This is a genomic window from Micromonospora globbae (genome assembly GCF_036184225.1).
GTDB lineage: Bacteria > Actinomycetota > Actinomycetes > Mycobacteriales > Micromonosporaceae > Micromonospora > Micromonospora globbae.
Genome location: NZ_CP108084.1, coordinates 3,976,828 through 3,995,738 on the forward strand (window position 1 = coordinate 3,976,828; position 18,911 = coordinate 3,995,738).

Below are 18,911 nucleotides of genomic sequence, written 5' to 3' on the forward strand. Positions count from 1 at the left end.
CCTCCGGACTCTGGTCGGGTGGGGGCGGTGACCCCAGCCTCGTCCGTCCGGCCCGGACGGATCAACGCATTTTCGGCTCCGCGGCCCGAGGTGGATCAGGTCTGGGCGACCCGGCGGACGATGCCGAGCAGCGCCTCCTGCACGTCCTCGATGGGCCGCTCCGGCTGGAACACGAGCCAGTCCACGGCCACCACGAGGCCGACGCCGAACAGCGCGGACGACGCCGTCCGCACGTCGAGGTCGGCCGGCAGGTCACCGCTGCGCACACCGGCCCGTACCGTCTCGGCGATCACCTCGATCGCCTCGCCGCGCAACAGCCGCAGCGTCTGCTGCCACTCCCGGTTGGTCCGCCACATCTCGGAGAGCAGCAGTTGGGCGAAGGCCCGGTAGCGGCGGATGTACTCCAGTTCCGCCCGGACGAGGGCCGCCACGGCCTCGCGCGGCGGCAGCCCGGCCACGGCGGCCCGGAACTCGGCGGTGAGCAGGCCGATGCCGTGCCGCAGCAGCTCCTCGAAGAGCACCGTCTTGGACTCGAAGTTGTAGTAGACGGTCCCCTTCGCCACGCCGGCCCGCGCCGCGATGTCGTCGACGGTGGTGGCCGAGAAGCCCTGCTCGGCGATGAGCTCCACCGCCGCCTCGAAGAGACGTTGCCGGGTGTCCTCCCGGCGCCGCGACCGCCCGTCCGTCACTCGTGCCCCCGTCCCACCGCCGTCGCGCCCATCCTCACATGGTGAGCTCGGGGTGCAGCCGCGCCGGGGTCAGCCGGCGCGACCGCCGGGCGGCGTCGACGGTGAGCGCCAGCGCGGCCACCGCGAAGCCGGCGAGCACCAGCGCCGCCGTGACCACCGGCGCGACCGCCCCGCCGTTGACGGTGTGCCGCAGGGCCGTCACCACGTAGGTCATCGGCAGGTACGGGTGGATGGCCTGGAAGAAGCCGGGCGAGGTCTGCACCGGGTAGGTGCCGCCGGACGAGGTGAGCTGGAGCATGAGCAGCGCCAGCGCCGCGAGCCGGCCGGCCGGGCCGAGCTGCGCGCCGAGCCACTGCATGATCGCGGTGAACGCGAGCGAGGTGAGCGCCAGCGTCCCGAGCGTCGCGGCCGGCCGGACCGGATCCAGGTCGAGCACCAGCGTGACCACGGCGAAGAGCACCCCGGCCTGGGCCAGCCCGACCGCCGCGGCGGGGAGCCAGCCGGCCAGCGCGACCCGCCACGCGGGCGCGCCGGACATCACGTGCCGCCGGTTCACCGGCCGCAGCAGCATGTACGTGATCATCGCGCCGACCCAGAGCGCGAGCCCGAGGAAGTACGGCGCGAAGCCGACCCCGTACGCGGCGGCCGGGTGCCTCGCGCTGCGGTCCAGGGCGACCGGATCGCCGAGGACGGCGGATCGGGCGTCCGCGTCGTCGTACCCGGGCAGTTTCTCCGCTCCGGCGGCCAACCCGTCGGCGAGGTCACCGGCGCCGTCGCCGAGCCTCGTCAGGCCGGCGGCGAGGTCACCGGCGCCGCTCTCCAGCCGGGTGAGCCCGTCGGCGAGCCGGTCGCTGCCGCCGCCCAGCGTGCCGAGGCCGCCGTCCAGCTCGCGGGCGCCGGTGGCGAGCCGGAACAGCCCGCCGCGCACCTGGTCGGCGCCGTCGGCCGCGTCACCGAGGCCGTCGCGCAGCGCCGCGCTGCCGTCGGCGAGCGTGCTCAGCCCGCCGGCCAGCTCGTCCACCTTGGCGCGGGCGGCCGCCACGTCGTCGGCCAGGTGCGGCGCCGCGGCGGCGATCTCCCGGGCGGTGGCGGCCACCGTGAGCATCCGCTGGCGCAACGCGGACAGGTCGGTGTCGTCCAGGGCGTCGGTGACCGTACGGGCCGCGTCGACCGTCGCGTCGGCGGCGGCGCGGGCGGCCACCACGTTCGGGTCGTCGGCGAGGTCCGGGTGGGCGGCGACGAGCGCGTCGAGCCGGTCGCGCACCTTCTCGGCCTGGGTCAGGGCGGTGTCCGCGTGCCGAGGCAACGCGTCGAGGTTGTCGGCGAGCGCCTGGGCGCCGTCGGCGATGGCGGTCGCGGACCGCGCGATCCGGTCGGCGTTGTCCCGCAGGACCGGCTCGACCCGGTCGATCGCGGCGTCGACGCGGGTCGCCACCGCGCGGGTCTCGCTGGCCGCCCGGGCGGTGCCGTCGGCGAGCTGCGCCGCGCCCGTGCGCAGCCGGCCGAGCCCGGCGGCGAGTTCGTCCGCGCCGCGCGCGGTCTCGTCCAGCCCGGTGGCGAGCCGTCCGGCTCCGGCGGCCGAGGCGTCCAGACCCTCCGAGAGCTGTCCGGCGCCGGCCACCGAACGGTCCAGACCGTCGGCGAGGGTGCCGGCCCCCGCCCGGCTGGTGCCCAGCCCGTCGGCGAGCTGCCCGGCACCGTCGGCGGCGCGACCGGTCTCGGCCTTGGCGTCGGTGAAGCCGACCAGCATCTTCTGGAAGTAGTCGGTGGCCGCGCTCTCCGCCGCGGCGGCGCGGATCTCGGTGAACGCGGAGCGGGCGAGCAGGCCGGACAGGTAGTTGGTGGCGTCGTCGCTGACCACCGTGAGCTGGCCGCGCCGGGCGGGCCGGTCCGGTTCGGGGCTGCCGGCGAGGCTCGCCGAGAAGTCCGCCGGGATGGCGAAGACGAGGTGGTAGCGGCCGCTGCGCAGCCCGGCGGCGGCGTCGCGCGCGTCGGTGACGTGCCAGCCGAACACCCGCCGGTCGAGCAGTTCGTCGGTGAGGTCCCGGCCGGCGTGGACCTCGGTGCCGTCGGCGGCGGTCACCGGCCGGTCGGCGTTCACCAGCGCCACGGGGATGCGGTCCAGCTTCCCGTACGGATCCCAGAAGGCGTAGAGGTAGAGCGCCCCGTAGAGCAGCGGGATCACGGTCAGCACGGCCAGCGCGGCGCGCGGCAGCCGCCCGCGGAGCATCCGCCGCAGCTCGAACCCGGCCAACCGGATCACGCTCATCGGGTCACCTCCAGGGTTTCGGTGTGCGCGCCGCCCCGTGCCCCGACCTCGGGGCGGGCCTCGGCATCGGGCTGGGTCTCGGGGCCGGCCTCGGTCCCGGGGTCGGGTTCGGCCTGTGCGGGCCCCGCGCCGGGCGGGCGTTCGGCCGACGGGCCGAGCCGGTGCTCGATCGCGCCGACCCCCGGCTCGACGGCCCGGGCGCTGACCACCACGGCGTGGCCCTGCGCCGCGAGCCGGGCCAGTGCCGCCCAGAGCCAGGCGCGCTCGGACGGGTCCGCGCCGGCGTCGACGTCGTCGGCGACGATCAGCCGCGGCCGGCTCAGCGTGGCGAGGACGAGACCGAGCACCTGCCGTTGCACCGGGGCGAGGTCGCGTCCCCGGGCGGCCGGGTCGAGCGGCACCCCGCCGGTGAGACCGGCGCCGTCGAGCGCGGCGGCGAGCGCGTCCCGCCGGTACGCCCTCCGCGCGGCCCGGGACGGGAGGTCGCGGGGCGGGCCGAGCAGCAGCAGCCGCTCGGTGACGTGCTCGGCCACGGTCAGTTCCGGATCGGGTTCGTGCACGCCCGCGACGTGACCGAGCGCGGCGGTGCCGTGCCGGACCAGCCGTCCCTCGGTGGTCGGGAACCGGCCGGCGAGCGCCAGCAGCAGCGACGTACGGCCGCTGGCCGCCGGCCCGGTCACCGCGTGCAGCTCCCCTTCGTCGGCGGTCAGGTCGACGTCCCGGAAGACCCAGCCGCGGCGGGTACGCAGTCCGAGCCCGTACGCCTCGATGATCACGTCTGCCTCGCCTTTGCACTGACTGGTCAGTCTAAAAACATTCTCAGCCTAGTGCCCGTGTCCGGTTCCGGCGCGGCCGGCGACCGTGATCCGCGTCATCGCCCGGACACCGGCGAGGGGCAGGAGGAAGGGACGAACAGCGGGAGCGGCGGGCTCGCCGGGCGCAGCGGCGGGCGCCGGTCAGAACAGCACGGTGGCCAGCGTGCCCACGGGCCGGAAGCCGCACCGCTCGTAGACGCGGCGGGCCGGCAGGTTGAAGTCGTTGACGTACAGGCTGACCGTCGGGGCGACCCGCAGCAGGGCGTCCCGCACGACGGCCGCCATCGCGGCCGTGGCGATCCCCCGTCCGCGCCACTCGGGCGCCACCCAGACCCCCTGGATCTGCGCCGTCCGCCGGGTCACCACCGCGAGCTCGGCCTTGAAGATGACCCGCCCGTCGGCGAACCGGGCGTACGCGCGGCCGCCGCGGACCAGCTCGCTGACCCGCCGCCGGTAGCTGCGCCCGCCGTCCTCGGCCAGCGGCGAGACACCGACCTCCTCGGTGTACATCGCCACCGCCGCCGGGAAGAGCCGGTCGATCTCCCCGCTGCGCACCCGGCGGACCTCGGGGTCGGCGGGCACCACCGGCAACGCCTCGGTGGCCAGCAGCGGCTGGTTCGGGCGTACGTCCCGGGCCGGCCCCCAGACGTCGGCGAGGCGGTCCCAGAGCCCGAGCACGGCGTCGGCCCGGCCGACGATCGACGAGCAGAGCCGTTCCTCGCCGGCCAGCAGGTCGGCGAAGGCGGCGACGGCCGGCTCGGTGGCGAGCACCGGCGTGAGATTGCCGCCCAGCCAGCAGATCGACTCCAGGTGCCGACGGGCGCCGTAGCCCAGGACCCGCCCGTCGGCCCGCCACCAGGAGAGCCCGCGCGCGGCGATCCGCTCGGCGACCGGCGCGCCCGCGTACGGGTCGAGGTCGAGCAGCCGCTCGACCGCGCGTCGTTCCGATTCCCCGAGTTGCCGCACCGGCACCGTCAGCACACCTCCAGCGTGCCAGATGCGGCCCCCGGCCCGCGGCCTGAGTGCCGACTCGGCGTCACGCGGCCACGAGCTGCTCCTCCCGGGTCCGCCCGGCCCACCGCACCACGGGCGGCACCAGCGCACCGAGGAGCAGGAAGAGCCCACCGAGGAGCAACCAGCCCGGTACGCCCCAACCGACCGCCAGCGTCGTCACCACGACCGGCGCCACCATCGACCCGAGCTGCATGCCCATCGCGTACGCGCCCTGGTACTGGCCCTGCGCGTGGGCCGGGGCGAGGCCGAACGAGACGCCCCAGCCGGCCGCCGCGTGCCACAGCTCGCCCACCACGTGCACCAGCGCCCCGCCGAGCAGCAGCGGCACGGCGACCGGGGCGGGTACGCCGCCGCTGGCCGCGAAGAGGACGCAGGCGACGGCGATCACGGCTCCCGCCCGGCGGGCGGCCCGGCCGGCGCCGGACAGGTCCTCGGTGCCACGCGAGGCGCGGACCTGGAACAGCACCACCATCACCGTGTTGACCAGCATGCAGCCCGAGATCAGCCAGTGCGGCGCCCTCGTGTGCCCGGCGATCCACAGCGGCAGGGCGATGTTGAGCAGTCCGAAGTGCATCGACATCAGCCCGTCCAGCACCGTGAAGGCGAGGAACGGGCGGTCCCGCAGCGCGATGAGCCGCGGCCCGTGCGCCGGCGCCGGAACCGGCGGCACCTCCGGCAGCCGCAGCAGGATCGCGGCCGCCACCAGGTACGTGACGCAGTCCAGCAGGATCAGCGCCACGTACGCGGCCCGGGTGTCCGCGGCGAGGCCGACCCCGGCCACCACGGCACCGACCGAGATCCCCACGTTGGTGACGGCGCGCAGGTGGGCCCGGGTGCGTACGCGCTGGTCGGCCGGGACCGCACCGGCGATCAGCGCCCCGCGCGCGCCGCGGGTGGCCGAGTCGGCGACCGCCATGAGCACGCCGACCACGAGGAACGCCGCGAAGGAGCGGACCGCCACGAGCGCGGCCGTGCAGACGGCGGACGCGACGAGCGCGGCGAGCTGGAGGCCGCGGGGCCCGTGCCGGTCGGCGAGGTAGCCCATCGGCGTGCTCGCGACGAGGCTCACGAGCGCCGTGACGCTGAGCGCCACACCGACCTGCGCCACGGTCAGCCCGACCGAGCGGGTCAGGAACAGGGCGCTCACGGTCAGCCACGTGCCGCGTCCGACGGTGTTCACCAGGGTGGACAGGGCGAGGGTCCGGGCCGGGCCCGGTTCGGGAAGCAGGCGCACGGCCGCGAGCTTAGCAAGACGTACGTACGGTTTGTGAACCGGGTTGCGCTCCCGTCTTGTCGCCGATGCATTGCCGATATATCGTTGATGCATCAGTGATAGGACGATGAAGGGAGAGCCCGATGGGCTTCCACCGACGACTGCACGCGATGCACGAGATGCGCATGCGGGGCTTCGGCTTCCCGCCCGTACCTCCGGGCCCGCCGTTCCCGCCCGGGCCGCACGGCCATGGGCACGGTCGCGGGCGCGGCCGGGGACGCGGACGCCGCCCCAACGTGCGCGGGGCCGTGCTGGCCCTGCTCACCGAGCGGCCGATGCACGGCTACGAGATGATCCAGGAGATCGACTCCCGCACCGGCGGGGCGTGGCGCCCCAGCCCCGGCTCGATTTACCCCACCCTGCAACTGCTCGAGGACGAGGGCGCCATTACGGCCGCCGCCGACTCCGACGGCGGGCGGAAGCGGTTCACGCTCACCGAGCAGGGGCGGGAGGAGGCGAACACGGCGGCGCAGACCCCGCCCTGGGCGGAGTTCGGCGAGACGACCGTCAACAGCTGGCACGACATCCGTGACGCGGGGGCACAGGCCATGCACGCCCTGCGGCAGGTGATGATGACCGGCACCGACGACCAGCGCGAACGCGCCGCCCAGGTGCTCGACGAGACGCGGCGCAAGCTCTACGCGATCCTCGCCGAGTCCGAGTGAGCGACTCCCACCACCACGACACGAGGGCGGTCACCGGCCCCCCGTACGCGCGAAGGGCGGCCTCCCGCGGGAGGCCGCCCTTCGGCGATGCCGACGTCAGTGGACGGTGACCGTGGGACCGGTGACCAGCCCGCGCAGCTCCTCGGGGAGTTCCGCGCCCATCTCCTCGGCCAGGCGCAGCGCCTCCTCGATGAGCGTCTCCACGATCTGCCCCTCGGGGACGGTCTTGATGACCTGCCCCTTCACGAAGATCTGACCCTTGCCGTTGCCGGAGGCGACACCGAGGTCGGCCTCCCGGGCCTCGCCCGGGCCGTTGACGACGCAGCCCATCACGGCCACCCGCAGCGGCACCGGCAGCCCCTCCAGGCCGGCGGTGACCTCCTCGGCGAGCTTGTAGACGTCCACCTGCGCACGCCCGCAGGACGGGCAGGAGACGATCTCCAGGCCACGCTCGCGCAGCCCCAGCGACTCCAGGATCGCGGTGCCGACCTTGATCTCCTCCACCGGCGGCGCGGAGAGCGACACCCGGATCGTGTCGCCGATCCCCTCGGCGAGCAGCGCGCCGAACGCCACCGCCGACTTGATCGTGCCCTGGAACGCCGGGCCCGCCTCGGTGACGCCCAGGTGCAGCGGGTAGTCGCACTGCTCGGCGAGCTGCCGGTACGCCCGGATCATCACGACGGGGTCGTTGTGCTTCACGGAGATCTTGATGTCCCGGAAGCCGTGCTCCTCGAAGAGCGAGCACTCCCAGAGCGCCGACTCGACCAGCGCCTCGGCCGTGGCCTTGCCGTACTTGCTCAGCAGCCGCTTGTCCAGCGAACCGGCGTTGACGCCGATGCGGATCGGCACCCCGGCGTCGCTGGCCGCCTTGGCGATCTCCTTGACCTTGTCGTCGAACTGCCGGATGTTGCCGGGGTTGACCCGGACGGCGGCGCAGCCGGCGTCGATCGCGGCGAAGACGTACTTCGGCTGGAAGTGGATGTCCGCGATCACCGGGATCTTCGACTTCTTGGCGATCGCCGGCAGCGCCTCGACGTCGTCCTGGGACGGCACGGCGACCCGGACGATCTGGCAGCCGGCCGCGGTCAGCTCGGCGATCTGCTGCAACGTGGCGTTCACGTCGGCGGTGAGGGTGGTGGTCATCGACTGCACGGACACGGGCGCGCCGCCGCCCACCGGGACCGAGCCGACCATGATCTGGCGGCTGGCCCGGCGCTTCGCGAGCGGCGGGGGCGGCACGGGCGGCATACCGAGGCTGACTGCGGTCACTTCAGGCACTCACCTTGAGAAGAGCGTGATCGGGTTGACCACGTCCGCGGTGATGGTCAGCAGCGTGAACGCGCCACCGATCAGGATCACCGCGTACGTGAAGGGCATGAGCTTGAGGTAGTCGACGCGGCCCGGGTCCGGGCGGCGCAGCCGCGCGTAGACCCAGGACCGGGCGCGTTCGAACCAGGCGATGGCGATGTGGCCGCCGTCGAGCGGGAGCAGCGGCAGCAGGTTGAACACGCCGATGAAGAAGTTCAGCGAGACGAACAGCATGAAGAAGACCAGCCAGGCGTTGTTCTCGACGGCCTCGCCGCCGAGCCGGCTGGCGCCCACCACGCTGATCGGGGTGTCCATGTCCCGCTCACCGCCGGTGATCGCCTGCCAGAGCGCGGGGATCTTCTGCGGGATCCGCTGCAACGCGTGCACCGTGTTCACCGCCATCTCGCCGGTGAAGTCGGCGGTCGCGCCGAACGCCGCGACCGGCCCGTACGTCACCCGCGTGGGGGTGCTCGGGATCAGACCCACGCCGAGCGCGGCGACCGGCGTGACAGCGCCCTCCGGGTCGTCCAGCGGGGGCCGCTCGGTCTTCGCGAGGACCGCCCGGGTCTGACCCGGCTGCCCGTCCCGGACGTACCCGATCGTCGCGGTGCTCCCCGGCGTGAGACCCCGCAGCGCGGTGAGCAGCTCACCGTAGTTGTCGATCGGCTGGCCGTTGAGCGAGGTGATCCGGTCGCCGTCACGCAGGTTGGCCTGCGCGGCCGGGCTGGCCGCGTCGCCCGGCTGGCACTCGCGGACGCTGTTGTCCGGCACCACGCAGTCGCTCAGCGCGACGACCGCCGGCTCCTGCCGGATCTCCGCCTCCGTGCTCGGGAAGTTCGGGTTGGGCAGGCCGGCGGAGACGGCGAGGATCCAGAGCGTGACCAGGGCGAGCGCGAAGTGGGTGATCGAGCCCGCGGACATCACGATCGTCCGCTTCCACACCGGGTAGCGCCACATGGCCCGCGGCTCGTCGGCCGGGTCCACGTCGTCGTCCTGCGGGGTCATGCCGACGATCTTGCAGAAACCGCCGAGGGGGATGCCCTTGACGCCGTACTCGGTCTCGCCGCGGCGGAACGACCACAGGGTGGGCCCGAACCCGACGAAGTAGCGTGTGACCTTCATCCCGAACGCCTTGGCGGTCAGCATGTGCCCCGCCTCGTGCAGGCTCACCGAGACGAGGATGGCCAGCGCGAACAGCGCCACCCCGAGCAGGTATGCCATCAAGCTCCTTCCACCGCCGCGGCGATGATCTCCTGTGCGTGCGCACGGGCCCACGACTCCGCCGCGAGCACGTCCTCGACGGTACCTGGTTCGCCGAACTCCGGAGCGTCCTCCAGCACCCTCGCGACGGTGTCCACGATGCCGAGGAAGGGCAACCGTCCGGCCACGAACGCGGCCACGCACTCCTCGTTCGCCGCGTTGTAGACGGCCGGCCGGCAGCACCCGGCCTCGCCGGCGGCCTTGGCCAGCGCGACGGCCGGGAACGCCTCGTCGTCGAGCGGGGCGAACTCCCAGGTGTGGCTGGTCGTCCAGTCGACGGCCGGGGCCGCGTCCGGGACCCGGTCCGGCCAGCCGAGGCCCAGCGCGATGGGCAGCCGCATGTCCGGCGGGCTGGCCTGGGCGAGGGTGGAGCCGTCGGCGAACTCGACCATCGAGTGGATCACCGACTGGGGGTGCACCATCACGGTGATGTCGGCGTACGGGACGTCGAACAGCTCGTGCGCCTCGATCACCTCGAGCGCCTTGTTGACCATGGTCGCCGAGTTGATCGTGACGACCGGGCCCATGTTCCAGGTCGGGTGCGCCAGCGCCTGCTCGGGCGTGACCCGCGTCAACTCCTCGCGCCGCTTCCCCCGGAACGGCCCGCCGCTGGCGGTCACGACGAGCCGGCGCACCTCGCCCCGCGTCCCGCCGCGCAGGCACTGGGCGAGCGCCGAGTGCTCCGAGTCGACCGGCACGATCTGCCCCGCGCGGGTCACGGCGGCCTTCATGAGGGGGCCGCCGGCCACGAGCGACTCCTTGTTGGCGAGCGCGAGCGTACGGCCGGCGCGCAGCGCCGCGAGGGTCGGCGCCAGCCCGAGCGAGCCGACCACCCCGTTGAGGACCACGTCACACGGCCACTGCGCCAGCTCGGTCATCGCGTCCGGCCCGGCGATGATCTTGGGCAGCTTGAAGTCGCCGCTCGACCAGCCGCGCCGGCTCGCCTCGGAGTAGAACGCGAGCTGGAGGTCCTGGGCGGCGGACGCCTTCGCGACGCCGACCGCCTCGACGCCGAGTTCGAGGGCCTGCGCCGCGAGCAGGTCGACGTTGCCGCCGCCCGCGCCGAGCGCCACCACCCGGAACCGCTCCGGGTTGCGCCGGACGATGTCGATGGCCTGGGTGCCGATCGAGCCCGTGGAGCCGAGCAGGACGAGTTCTCGCGCGGAAGTCACGCGGCCATTCTTCCCCAGTCGGGCCGAACGTCCGCTGGGAGCCTCAATCTTTCCCCGCCGACCCACTCCGGTGGCGCCTCCTGGCCGAGCGCTCGAATCCGCCGGGCACCCCCGGATCCGCCGGGCACCCCCGGATCCGCCGGCGAGCCGCGGATCCGCCGGGGAGCCCCGGACCGAGGACGGGGATCCGGTCAGGGGTGACGGGCCGTCTCGGCGTCGCGGAGGGCCTCGGTGGTCACCCGGGAGGCGAGCAGGAACGCGGCGAGCACGAGTCCGACGGCGGCGGCGACGAAGGGGGCGCGGATCCCCAGGCCGCGTCCGAGCACGCCGCCGGCGACGGCGCCGAGGGGGACGACGCCGAGGACCACCAGGCGGTAGGCGGCGGTGACACGGCCGAGGAGTTCGTCGGGGACTACCGCTTGACGCAGCGTGCTGACGACGATCTGGTTCAGCGAGGTGGCGATGGCGGCGCAGAACATGCCGGCGAGGGCGAGGGGCGTGTCGTGCCCCAGACCGAGGATGGCGTAGCTGACGGCCGGGACGAGGGCCGCGAGCCAGGTGGTGGGGCCGCCGCCGATGCGGGGCACGACGTGTTCGGCGAGCAGTGAGCCGGCGATCGCACCTGCGGCGGGAACGGCGATGAACAGGCCGTAGCGCGACATCGGCACGTCGTACGGGCCGGTGACGAGCAGGACGAGCAACCCGCCGGTGGCCGAGCCGAAGAAGTTGATGGCCGCCGAGATGAAGGCGACTCGGCGCAGCAGGTCATGGCGCCAGAAGTGGACCCATCCGGAGCGGATGTCCTGGGAGATGGTGGTCGGGGTGACGCGGCGGCGCTCCAACTCCTCGGCGGTCGGGCGCACCGCGGGCAGCAGCAGGGCTGCCAGACCGGCGAGGGCGAACGCGGCCGCGCCGGTGTAGAAGGCCGCGGACGCCGCCAGCGCGAACAACGCCGCCCCGGCGGGCGGACCGACAAAGGTGTTGATGACGGACTGGGTCGCGAACAACCGCCCGTTCGCGCGCTCGAGCTGCTCGCGCGGCAGGAGGCGGGGCGGGACGGCCAGGGCGGCGTTGTCGACCATCGTCTCGGCGCAACCGGCCAGGAACACCGCGGCATAGAGCAGTGCGACGTGACGCCACCCGGTCGCCAGGGCCACGGCGAGCAGCAGGAAGCCACCAGCACGCAGCCAGTTGCCCGCGGCGAGTATCCGGCGTCTGTCCATCCGGTCGGCCAACGCGCCGGCGGGGAGGGTCGCGGCCAGCCAGGGCAGGAACTGCACCACCGTCATGCCCGCCACCACGAGGGGGTCGCGGGTCAGCGTGGCGACGAGCAGCGGCGCGGCGGCCTGCAGCAGTCCGTCGGCGAGATTCGAGGACGCCTGGGACGCCCAGAGCGCGGCGAACGGGCGTCGGGGGGCGGCGACGGGCACGAGGGTCTCCCGGAGGGGTTTCTCATGGGTGATTGGCCGATTGGCCATGAGCATGGCATCGGATCATCTCACATGCAACAATGCTTTTACCCATGAGAGGAGCTGGTGGTGAGGTTCGGCCACATCGCGGGCGACCGCATGCTCGACCTGGTGAACACCGTCGACTGGCGCCTCGGCGGGCGCGACCGCACCGAAAACCTGAAGACCTACTCCGACGTCCTCGACTGGTGCGTCGAGTCCGACCTCGTCAGCGGCGACGAGGCCGCGACCCTGCGCGACCTCGCAGGCCGGGACGACGTCCGGGCCGAGCGGGAACGGCAACGGGTCGTCGACGCGCGCGAGAGTGTCTACGCGGCGCTCTTCGACGGCGACGCCGAAGCCGCCGCGCACCTCGCGGGCATGTACCGGGAGGCGGTCGCCGCGGCCGACCTGGTCCACACGGGCGACCGCTGGCGGTGGCGGGACCGGGACACCGACCTCGCCCTGCCCCGCCACCGCATCGTCCGCGGGCTCGTGGCCCTCACCCAGCGCGACGACCTCGACCGCCTCCACCAGTGCGAGGACGCCCGATGCGGCTGGGTCTACCTCGACACGTCACCGCGACGGAACCGCCGCTGGTGCAACACGAGGGACTGCGGCGACCGCAACCGCGCCCGCGCCTACTACGCCCGGCAGAAGGCGAAGAGCCGGCAGCCCTGATTCGACCGCCGCCGACAGCCGCGCCGGTGCCGACAACCACGCCCCTGCCGACAACCGCGCCGCTGCCGACAACCACGGCCGTGCCGACGACGGCGTGCCTAGTGGGCAGCCGGCGCGGAGTGCGGCACCTCGGCCGGTGAGTCGGACTCGCGCAACCCGTAGCGCCGGTAGATCCGGCCCAGTGGACCCGGCGCCCACCAGTTCCACCGGCCCAGCAGCCGCATGGTGGCCGGCACCAGCAGCGCCCGGACCAGCGTCGCGTCGACCACGATCGCCACGATCATGCCGACGCCGATCAGCTTGATGTAGGCCATGCTGCCGCTCGCGAAGCCGGCCACCACGATGATCAGCAGCAGCGCGGCGGCCGTGATGATCCGGCCGGTGCGCTGGAGCCCGGCGGCCACCGACCCGGTGTTGTCGCCGGTGCGGTCCCACTCCTCGCGCACCCGGGACAGCAGGAAGACCTCGTAGTCGGTGGCCAGCCCGAAGAGCACGGCGAGCATGAGGATCGGGTTGCTCGGTTCGATGAAACCGGTCGGGGTGAAGCCGAGCAGGTCGGCGAGGTGACCGTCCTGGAAGATCCAGACCACCACGCCGAACGACGCGCCGATCGAGAGCAGGTTCATGAGCACCGCCTTGACGGGCAGCACCACCGAGCCGAACGCGAGGAAGAGCAGCAGAAACGTGGCGGCGGCCATCAGCAGCGCCATCCACGGCAGCCGCGAGCCGAGGCTGTCCAGCAGGTCGCGGTCCGCGCCGGGCCGGCCGCCGACGAGCACCTCCGCGCCGTCCGGACCGGGCAGGTCGCGCAGCGCCCGCACCACGTCCTGGGCGACCTCGCCCGTCGGCTCCCCCGGATACGCCACCGTGAGCAGGGTCGACTCGCCCCGGCTGGCGGCGACGTCCACTCCCGTGACGCCGGGCACGCCGGCGATCCGGTCGGCAAACGGGCGGACCTCCTCGGCCGACGCGCCGGAGACCAGCACCTCGACAGGGGCCACCGTGCCGCCGGGGAACTCCGCGGCGATCCGCTCGCTGACCACGCGGGGCTCGGCGCCGGACGGGAGCACCCGCTCGTCGAAGCCGCCGAACGTGATCCGCAGGAACGGCGTGGCCAGCAGCACCAGCACCACCGCGACCCCGACGAGGTAGGGCACCGGGCGGCGCATCACGCTGCGCGCGATCCGGGCCCACGCGCCGGCCTCCGGAACCGCCGCCGGCCCCGCACCCGCCGTCCGCCGCCGCCACGGCACGGGTACGCGCACCGCGTCGATCCGCGGGCCGAGCACCGCCAGCAGGGCCGGCAGCACGGTCAACGCCGCGAGCATGGCGACCAGCACGGCGGCCATCCCGCCGAAGCCCATGGAGCGCAGGAAGGACTGCGGGAAGATCAGCAGGCTGGCCATGGCGAGCGCGATCGTGAGCCCGGAGACGAGCACGGTGCGGCCGGCGGTGGCCATCGTGCGCCGTACGGCGTCGGCCGTCGTACGGCCGGCCGCCAGCTCCTCCCGGAACCGGCTGACCACGAAGAGCGCGTAGTCGACCGCCATGCCCAGCCCGATCAGCGTGATCACGTTGATCGCGAAGATCGACACGTCGGTGAAGAGGTTGACGACCCGCACGGCGATGAAGCCGCCGAGGATGGCCAGCCCGCCGATCAGCAGCGGTGTGGACGCGGCGACCAGCCCGCCGAAGATGACCACGAGCAGGACGAGCAGGACGGGCATGGAGAGCAGCTCGGCGCGGGTGATGTCCTCCGTGGTGCGGGTGTTCGCCTCCTCGAGGAAGGGCACGTTGCCGCCGATCTGCGTACGCACGCCGGGGGTCTCCAGCACCGGACGCAGGGCCCGGAACGCCGCCGTCTTGCCGTCCTCGTCCCCGCCCCGCAACCGCACGAGGGCGTAGGTGGCGCGCCGGTCGGTGGCGAGCAGCGCGGGTGCGCCGTTGTCGTACCAGGTCGTCACGCTGGTCACCTCGGGCCGCTCGCGCAGCCGGGACACGGTCGCCGTGACCGGGTCGCGGAACGCCGGCTGGTCGGCCGTGGCGGTGTCGCTGGACCAGAGGACGATCAGGTCGGCGCCCTGCGGCCCCAGCTCGTCGGTGATCCGCGCGTACGCCCGGCTGGACTCGCTCGCCGGGTCGTCGAACCCGCCCCCGGTGAGCTGCCCGAAGACGCCGGCGCCCCAGGTCGCGCCGACCGCCGCGAGCAGCACCGCCGCCGCGAGCACGGCCCAGCGCAGCCGTACGACGGCCCGTCCCCACCACCCGAACACGTACGCCTCCCTCTCGCGACCGCCCCCAGCATGGTCCCCCACACCCCCGACCCCCGGTCCCCCTCCCCCTCCCCTCCCTCCCGCCTTCCCGCCTTCCCTCCCCGGTGATCATGGGGTTGGCGGGCGCGTTGGAGATCGAATCCCCCGCCAACCTCATGATCACCGGGGAGGCACGAGGGGGCGGGAGGGGGCGGGAGGGGGAGGGAGGGGGAGGGACGTGAGGGGGGGTGGGACGTGAGGGGGGAGGTGTGGGGCGGGGGTTCGGGCTAGGGTCCGGGGACATGAGTGGTGAACTCCCTGCCCGTGCCGACGTCGTCATCGTCGGGGCGGGCCACAACGGACTGGTCTCGGCGATCCTGCTGGCCCGTGCCGGGCTCGACGTGCTGGTGCTGGAGGCGGCGGACGTCATCGGCGGCGCCACCCGGACGGAGAACCCGTTCCCGAAGGTGCCCGGGCTGCGCCACTCGACCGGCTCGTACCTGCTCGGGCTGATGCCGCCGGAACTGCTCGCCACCCTCGACGTACGCATCCCGGTGCTGCGCCGCGACCCGCACTACTTCCTGCCCACCCCGGGCGGCCTCGGCTCGCCGTACCTGCTGTTCGGCAGCGACGCGGCGGCGAGCCGGCGGCAGCTCGCGGAGATGTTCTCCCCCGCCGACGCGGCCGCCGACGACGCGCTCCAGGCCGAGCTGGCCGCCCTCCGCGAGGACCTGGCGCCGGCCTGGCTGACCGAGCCGCTGCCCGTCGAGGAGACCGCCGAGCGGTACGTCCGGCCGGCGCTCCGGCAGGTCTTCGTCGACCTGGTGCGCGGTTCGGTCGCCGACTACCTCGCCCGCTTCGACTTCCGTTCCGAGCTGCTGGTGAGCATGTACGCCGTCACCGACGGCCTGTCCGGGCTCAACGCCGGTCCCGACGACCCCGGCACGGGCCACAACTTCCTGGTGCACAACATGTGCCGGCTCCCCGGGTCCGGCGGCACCTGGATGATCGCCGAGGGCGGCATGGGCACCGTCTCGCGTACGTTCGCCGACGCCGCACGGGCCGCCGGCGCGACGATCCGCACCGGCGCGCCGGTCAGCGCCGTCACCGTGGACGGCGGCGCGGCCAGCGGTGTCGTCCTCGCGGACGGCCGGGAGGTGGCCGCCCGGGTGGTGCTCGGCGCGTGCGACCCGTACCGCCTCATGGACCTGCTGCCCGACGGCGCGCTCCCGGAGCCGCTCCGGGCGCGGATGGCGGCCGTCCGTCGGCCCGGCACGACCCTCAAGCTCAACCTCGCGCTGTCCGGGCTGCCGCGGTTCTCCTGCCTGCCGGCGGACGCGCCGAGCCCGTTCGGGTCGACCATCCACCTGCTGCCCGGCTCGGCCTCCCTGGTCGGCGGGGGCGGCGAGTCGCCCATGGCGGCGCTGCGCGCCATGTGGGCGGACGTGCGGGCGGGGCGGCTGCCCGCGGAGCCGACCATCGAGTGGTACCTGCACACGACCGTCGACCCGTCGCTCTCCGACGGCGCGGGGCACCACTCGTCGGCGCTGTTCGTGCAGTCGGTGCCGTACGAGCTGGCCGGGACCACCTGGGACGCCGCGCTGCCCGGCTACGTCGACCGGCTCATCGGGATCTGCGAGCGGTACGCGCCCGGGACCGGCGACCTCGTCGTGGACGCCGTGCCCCTGCCCCCGCCCGGCATCGAGCAGCACTTCGGCATCACGGGCGGGCACATCCACCACGTCGACAACACGGTGTCGTTCACCGACCGCATGCCGTACGCCACCGGGGTCGACGGCGTGTACGCGGGCAGCGCGGGCTGCCACCCGGCCGGCAGCGTGATCGGCGCCGCCGGCCACAACGCCGCCCGCCGGATCCTCGCCGACCTGGGCCGCTGACGCCCCGTACCCTGACGGGCGGGTCGGCGGGCGGAGGTCAGCTCGCGGGTTCCGGAGCCGGGGCGGGGGCCTCGTCGGCGCGGTGGGCGCGGATCTTGTGGCCGACGCTGGTGAGGCAGCGACCGCTGGCCAGGTCGAACCGCCAGCCGTGCAGTTGGCAGGTGAGCTGGTCGCCCTCGACGATGCCGAACCGGCTCAGATCGGCCTTGAGGTGCGGGCAGCGGCGCTGCACGACCCAGTCGCCGAGCGTGATGTCCTCCGCGTCGACGGCCCGCTCGTGCTCGTCGTACCAGCCCTCGGCGTACTGGAGGCGCTCCTCCGAGAGGCACTTGAAGAAGGCGTAGACGAACTCGTTGTACTGCCCGATCCGGGCCGCCGAGAAGCGGCAGGAGAGGAAGAGGGAGTTGACCCAGTCCACCTCGCCGCTGTGCAGGAGCTGCTCGATCAGCCCCCGGTGGGTGCGGAACCGGTAGCGGACCTTCTCGTCCGCGTACGGCCGCACCTCCTTGCCCGGGAAGTCCACGACGATCGACTCGACCGTCTCCTCGCCCGAGGCGTCGGTGTCGACCAGGTCGAACCGGACCGGCCCGCCGACCCCCTTGGCCAGGTAGATCGACTCGTCCAGCAGCGGCTCGATGCGGCGCTTCATCTCGCCGAGCACGTCCACCTCGGGGTGGCGCCAGGACGCCTTCTCCGCCTCGATGATCGGGCGCTTGCGCTCCCGCATCTCCTCCAGGTGCGCGACCTTGTTGGCGAAGAACTCCTCGACCGGCACCGGGTGGGTGGTCTCGCAGCCGTCCGTGGTGATCTCGGCGACGCTGCCGGGCAGCAGCACCACACCGTTGGTGCCGCCCACCTTGGCGTACTCGCGCAGGAAGACCGACTGGTCGGGGAAGATGTTGCCCTCGTCGCCGAAGATGTCGTTGAACTGCCACAGCTCGTCGTCGAGGAAGCAGGGCGGGCCGGCGATCGGGAAGACGTGCGACGCCTTCAGGTCGTCGATGTAGCGCCAGGTGCGGTCGAACTGCCGATCCCGCTTCTGCTTGCCGAACGCGGTCTTGGCCGCCTGCGGAAGCTCGTACACCATCGGGTACCAGATGGCGCCGGAGAACTGGAGCATGTGCGCGTGCACGTGGCCCAGCTCGGCGAACGTGCTGAGGTCGGTGGGGCGCGCGTCGTTCTGGTTCAGCAGGCGCACGCCGTCGTACTCGACCCAGAGCGAGGAGTCGCCGATCGGCCCGTCGGTGGGGCTGGTGAGCGCCTGGATCATGATCTTCAGCCCGCCGTCGAGTTCGACGACCTGCTCGTTCGGCGCCTTGAGGAACTTCGTGAACCCCAGCTCCCGCAGCTCGTCCTCCATCTCCGAGGTCGGGAACTCGGGCAGCAGCACGGTGGCCTGCTTCGACACGTACCGCTTGAGGTGCGCCGCGTCGAAGTGGTCCCGGTGCAGGTGGGACACGTAGAGGTAGTCGACCTGGCCGAGGGACTCCCAGTCGAGCTGCGAATTGTCGGGGAACGGGAACCAGGAGGCGAAGTAGGCCGGATTGACCCACGGGTCGCACAGGATGCTGCCCGCGGCCGTGTCGATCCGCATGCTGGCGTGCCCGGTACCGGTCACTCGCACCGCAGTTTCCCCCTCAAAAAGACAATCAAGGTGTACGCCAAACGCTACCGGAGTGACTGTGGCCCCCGGTCCGCGACGCCGGTAGTGCCGTACCGCCCTGGTCGGACCGGGTCCTTCGACCCGGGTACCCCGTCGGAGGGTCGGCACGCCGTCCGTCACCCCACCGGCCCCCGGTCGTGGCCGGCGGGCGGGCCGTGGTCGGACGCGGCCGCGCGCGGCCGGGGTGTCGCCGGCCGCGTGAGGCCGGACCCTGCGCCGCCGCTGGTACGGGGCGTGCCAGACTAACCGGAGATCCGATCGCGAGGGAAGGACCGACAGTGGCAGGAAGCGAGCCGGTAACGTCGCCGGACCAGCACAAGCCGGGGCACCGTAAGTCCGGGCGGATCGGCGCGGTGCTGACCGCGCTGGCACTGGTGGCGATGCTCTGCGGCAACCACGAGGGCAAGGTCGAGGACATCTGGCTCATCGGCCTGGCCGTGCTGCTGCTGGTCATCGTCATCGGCGACGCCGTGCTGCGGCGCAACGGCCTGCGGTCCTGACCGG

At 73.6% G+C, this 18,911-nt stretch carries 15 protein-coding genes; 4 read left to right on the forward strand and 11 right to left on the reverse strand.

Going from position 1 to position 18,911, the window contains the following annotated elements; translation table 11 throughout:
• Positions 1 to 95: 95 nt before the first annotated feature.
• The 5 genes from OG994_RS17620 to OG994_RS17640 form a co-directional block, all read right to left on the reverse strand.
• Positions 96 to 689 (reverse strand): TetR/AcrR family transcriptional regulator, encoded by a 594-nt coding sequence (locus OG994_RS17620; protein ID WP_120328460.1) that lies wholly within the window; start codon positions 687 to 689, stop codon positions 96 to 98.
• 34 nt (positions 690 to 723) lie between these two features.
• On the reverse strand, positions 724 to 2,958 hold the full coding sequence (locus tag OG994_RS17625) for a YhgE/Pip domain-containing protein (RefSeq protein ID WP_328850362.1): 2,235 nt from the start codon (positions 2,956 to 2,958) through the stop codon (positions 724 to 726).
• On the reverse strand, positions 2,955 to 3,734 hold the full coding sequence (locus tag OG994_RS17630; protein ID WP_328850363.1) for an ATP-binding cassette domain-containing protein: 780 nt from the start codon (positions 3,732 to 3,734) through the stop codon (positions 2,955 to 2,957). The genes OG994_RS17625 and OG994_RS17630 overlap by 4 nt, the downstream gene beginning before the upstream one ends.
• 180 nt (positions 3,735 to 3,914) lie before the next feature.
• Positions 3,915 to 4,754 carry a GNAT family N-acetyltransferase gene (locus tag OG994_RS17635; protein ID WP_120328463.1) on the reverse strand — a complete coding sequence of 280 codons (840 nt, stop codon included), beginning with the start codon at positions 4,752 to 4,754 and terminating at the stop codon, positions 3,915 to 3,917.
• A gap of 55 nt (positions 4,755 to 4,809) precedes the next feature.
• Positions 4,810 to 6,021 (reverse strand): MFS transporter, encoded by a 1,212-nt coding sequence (locus tag OG994_RS17640; RefSeq protein WP_328850364.1) that lies wholly within the window; start codon positions 6,019 to 6,021, stop codon positions 4,810 to 4,812.
• 122 nt (positions 6,022 to 6,143) lie between these two features.
• On the opposite strand from OG994_RS17640, the gene OG994_RS17645 reads away from it, so the two are divergent.
• Positions 6,144 to 6,725: a PadR family transcriptional regulator gene (locus OG994_RS17645; RefSeq protein WP_120328465.1), complete on the forward strand. Its 582-nt coding sequence runs from the start codon at positions 6,144 to 6,146 to the stop codon at positions 6,723 to 6,725.
• Positions 6,726 to 6,821: 96 nt separating this feature from the next.
• Here the strand turns inward: OG994_RS17645 and ispG are convergent, their stop codons facing one another.
• From ispG to OG994_RS17665, 4 genes are all read right to left on the reverse strand, one after another.
• A complete protein-coding gene (ispG, locus tag OG994_RS17650; RefSeq protein ID WP_120328466.1) occupies positions 6,822 to 7,994 on the reverse strand; it encodes a flavodoxin-dependent (E)-4-hydroxy-3-methylbut-2-enyl-diphosphate synthase in 1,173 nt (390 codons plus the stop codon).
• 9 nt (positions 7,995 to 8,003) lie between these two features.
• The gene (locus OG994_RS17655) at positions 8,004 to 9,254 is read right to left on the reverse strand and encodes a M50 family metallopeptidase (protein ID WP_120328467.1); all 1,251 of its coding nucleotides are present in this window, start codon (positions 9,252 to 9,254) and stop codon (positions 8,004 to 8,006) included.
• Positions 9,254 to 10,465, reverse strand: coding sequence for a 1-deoxy-D-xylulose-5-phosphate reductoisomerase (dxr, locus tag OG994_RS17660; RefSeq protein WP_328850365.1), 1,212 nt, complete (start codon positions 10,463 to 10,465; stop codon positions 9,254 to 9,256). Before dxr ends, OG994_RS17655 begins: the two co-directional genes overlap by 1 nt.
• 191 nt (positions 10,466 to 10,656) lie before the next feature.
• Positions 10,657 to 11,895 carry an MFS transporter gene (locus tag OG994_RS17665; RefSeq protein WP_328850366.1) on the reverse strand — a complete coding sequence of 413 codons (1,239 nt, stop codon included), beginning with the start codon at positions 11,893 to 11,895 and terminating at the stop codon, positions 10,657 to 10,659.
• Between the two features lie 108 nt (positions 11,896 to 12,003).
• Between OG994_RS17665 and OG994_RS17670 the strand changes: the two genes are divergently transcribed.
• Positions 12,004 to 12,594, forward strand: a complete 591-nt coding sequence (locus tag OG994_RS17670) for a CGNR zinc finger domain-containing protein (RefSeq protein ID WP_328850367.1) — start codon at positions 12,004 to 12,006, stop codon at positions 12,592 to 12,594.
• A 98-nt stretch (positions 12,595 to 12,692) separates the two neighbouring features.
• On the opposite strand, the gene OG994_RS17675 is transcribed toward OG994_RS17670, so the two are convergent.
• Positions 12,693 to 14,867, reverse strand: a complete 2,175-nt coding sequence (locus OG994_RS17675; RefSeq protein ID WP_328850368.1) for an MMPL family transporter — start codon at positions 14,865 to 14,867, stop codon at positions 12,693 to 12,695.
• A 281-nt stretch (positions 14,868 to 15,148) separates the two neighbouring features.
• Here OG994_RS17675 and OG994_RS17680 point away from each other — a divergent pair, with 281 nt between their 5' ends.
• A complete protein-coding gene (locus OG994_RS17680; protein WP_328850369.1) occupies positions 15,149 to 16,744 on the forward strand; it encodes a phytoene desaturase family protein in 1,596 nt (531 codons plus the stop codon).
• A gap of 37 nt (positions 16,745 to 16,781) precedes the next feature.
• Here the strand turns inward: OG994_RS17680 and OG994_RS17685 are convergent, their stop codons facing one another.
• The gene (locus tag OG994_RS17685) at positions 16,782 to 18,368 is read right to left on the reverse strand and encodes a Rieske 2Fe-2S domain-containing protein (RefSeq protein ID WP_120328472.1); all 1,587 of its coding nucleotides are present in this window, start codon (positions 18,366 to 18,368) and stop codon (positions 16,782 to 16,784) included.
• A gap of 317 nt (positions 18,369 to 18,685) precedes the next feature.
• Here OG994_RS17685 and OG994_RS17690 point away from each other — a divergent pair, with 317 nt between their 5' ends.
• The gene (locus tag OG994_RS17690) at positions 18,686 to 18,907 is read left to right on the forward strand and encodes a DUF2631 domain-containing protein (RefSeq protein WP_120328473.1); all 222 of its coding nucleotides are present in this window, start codon (positions 18,686 to 18,688) and stop codon (positions 18,905 to 18,907) included.
• Positions 18,908 to 18,911 lie beyond the last annotated feature (4 nt).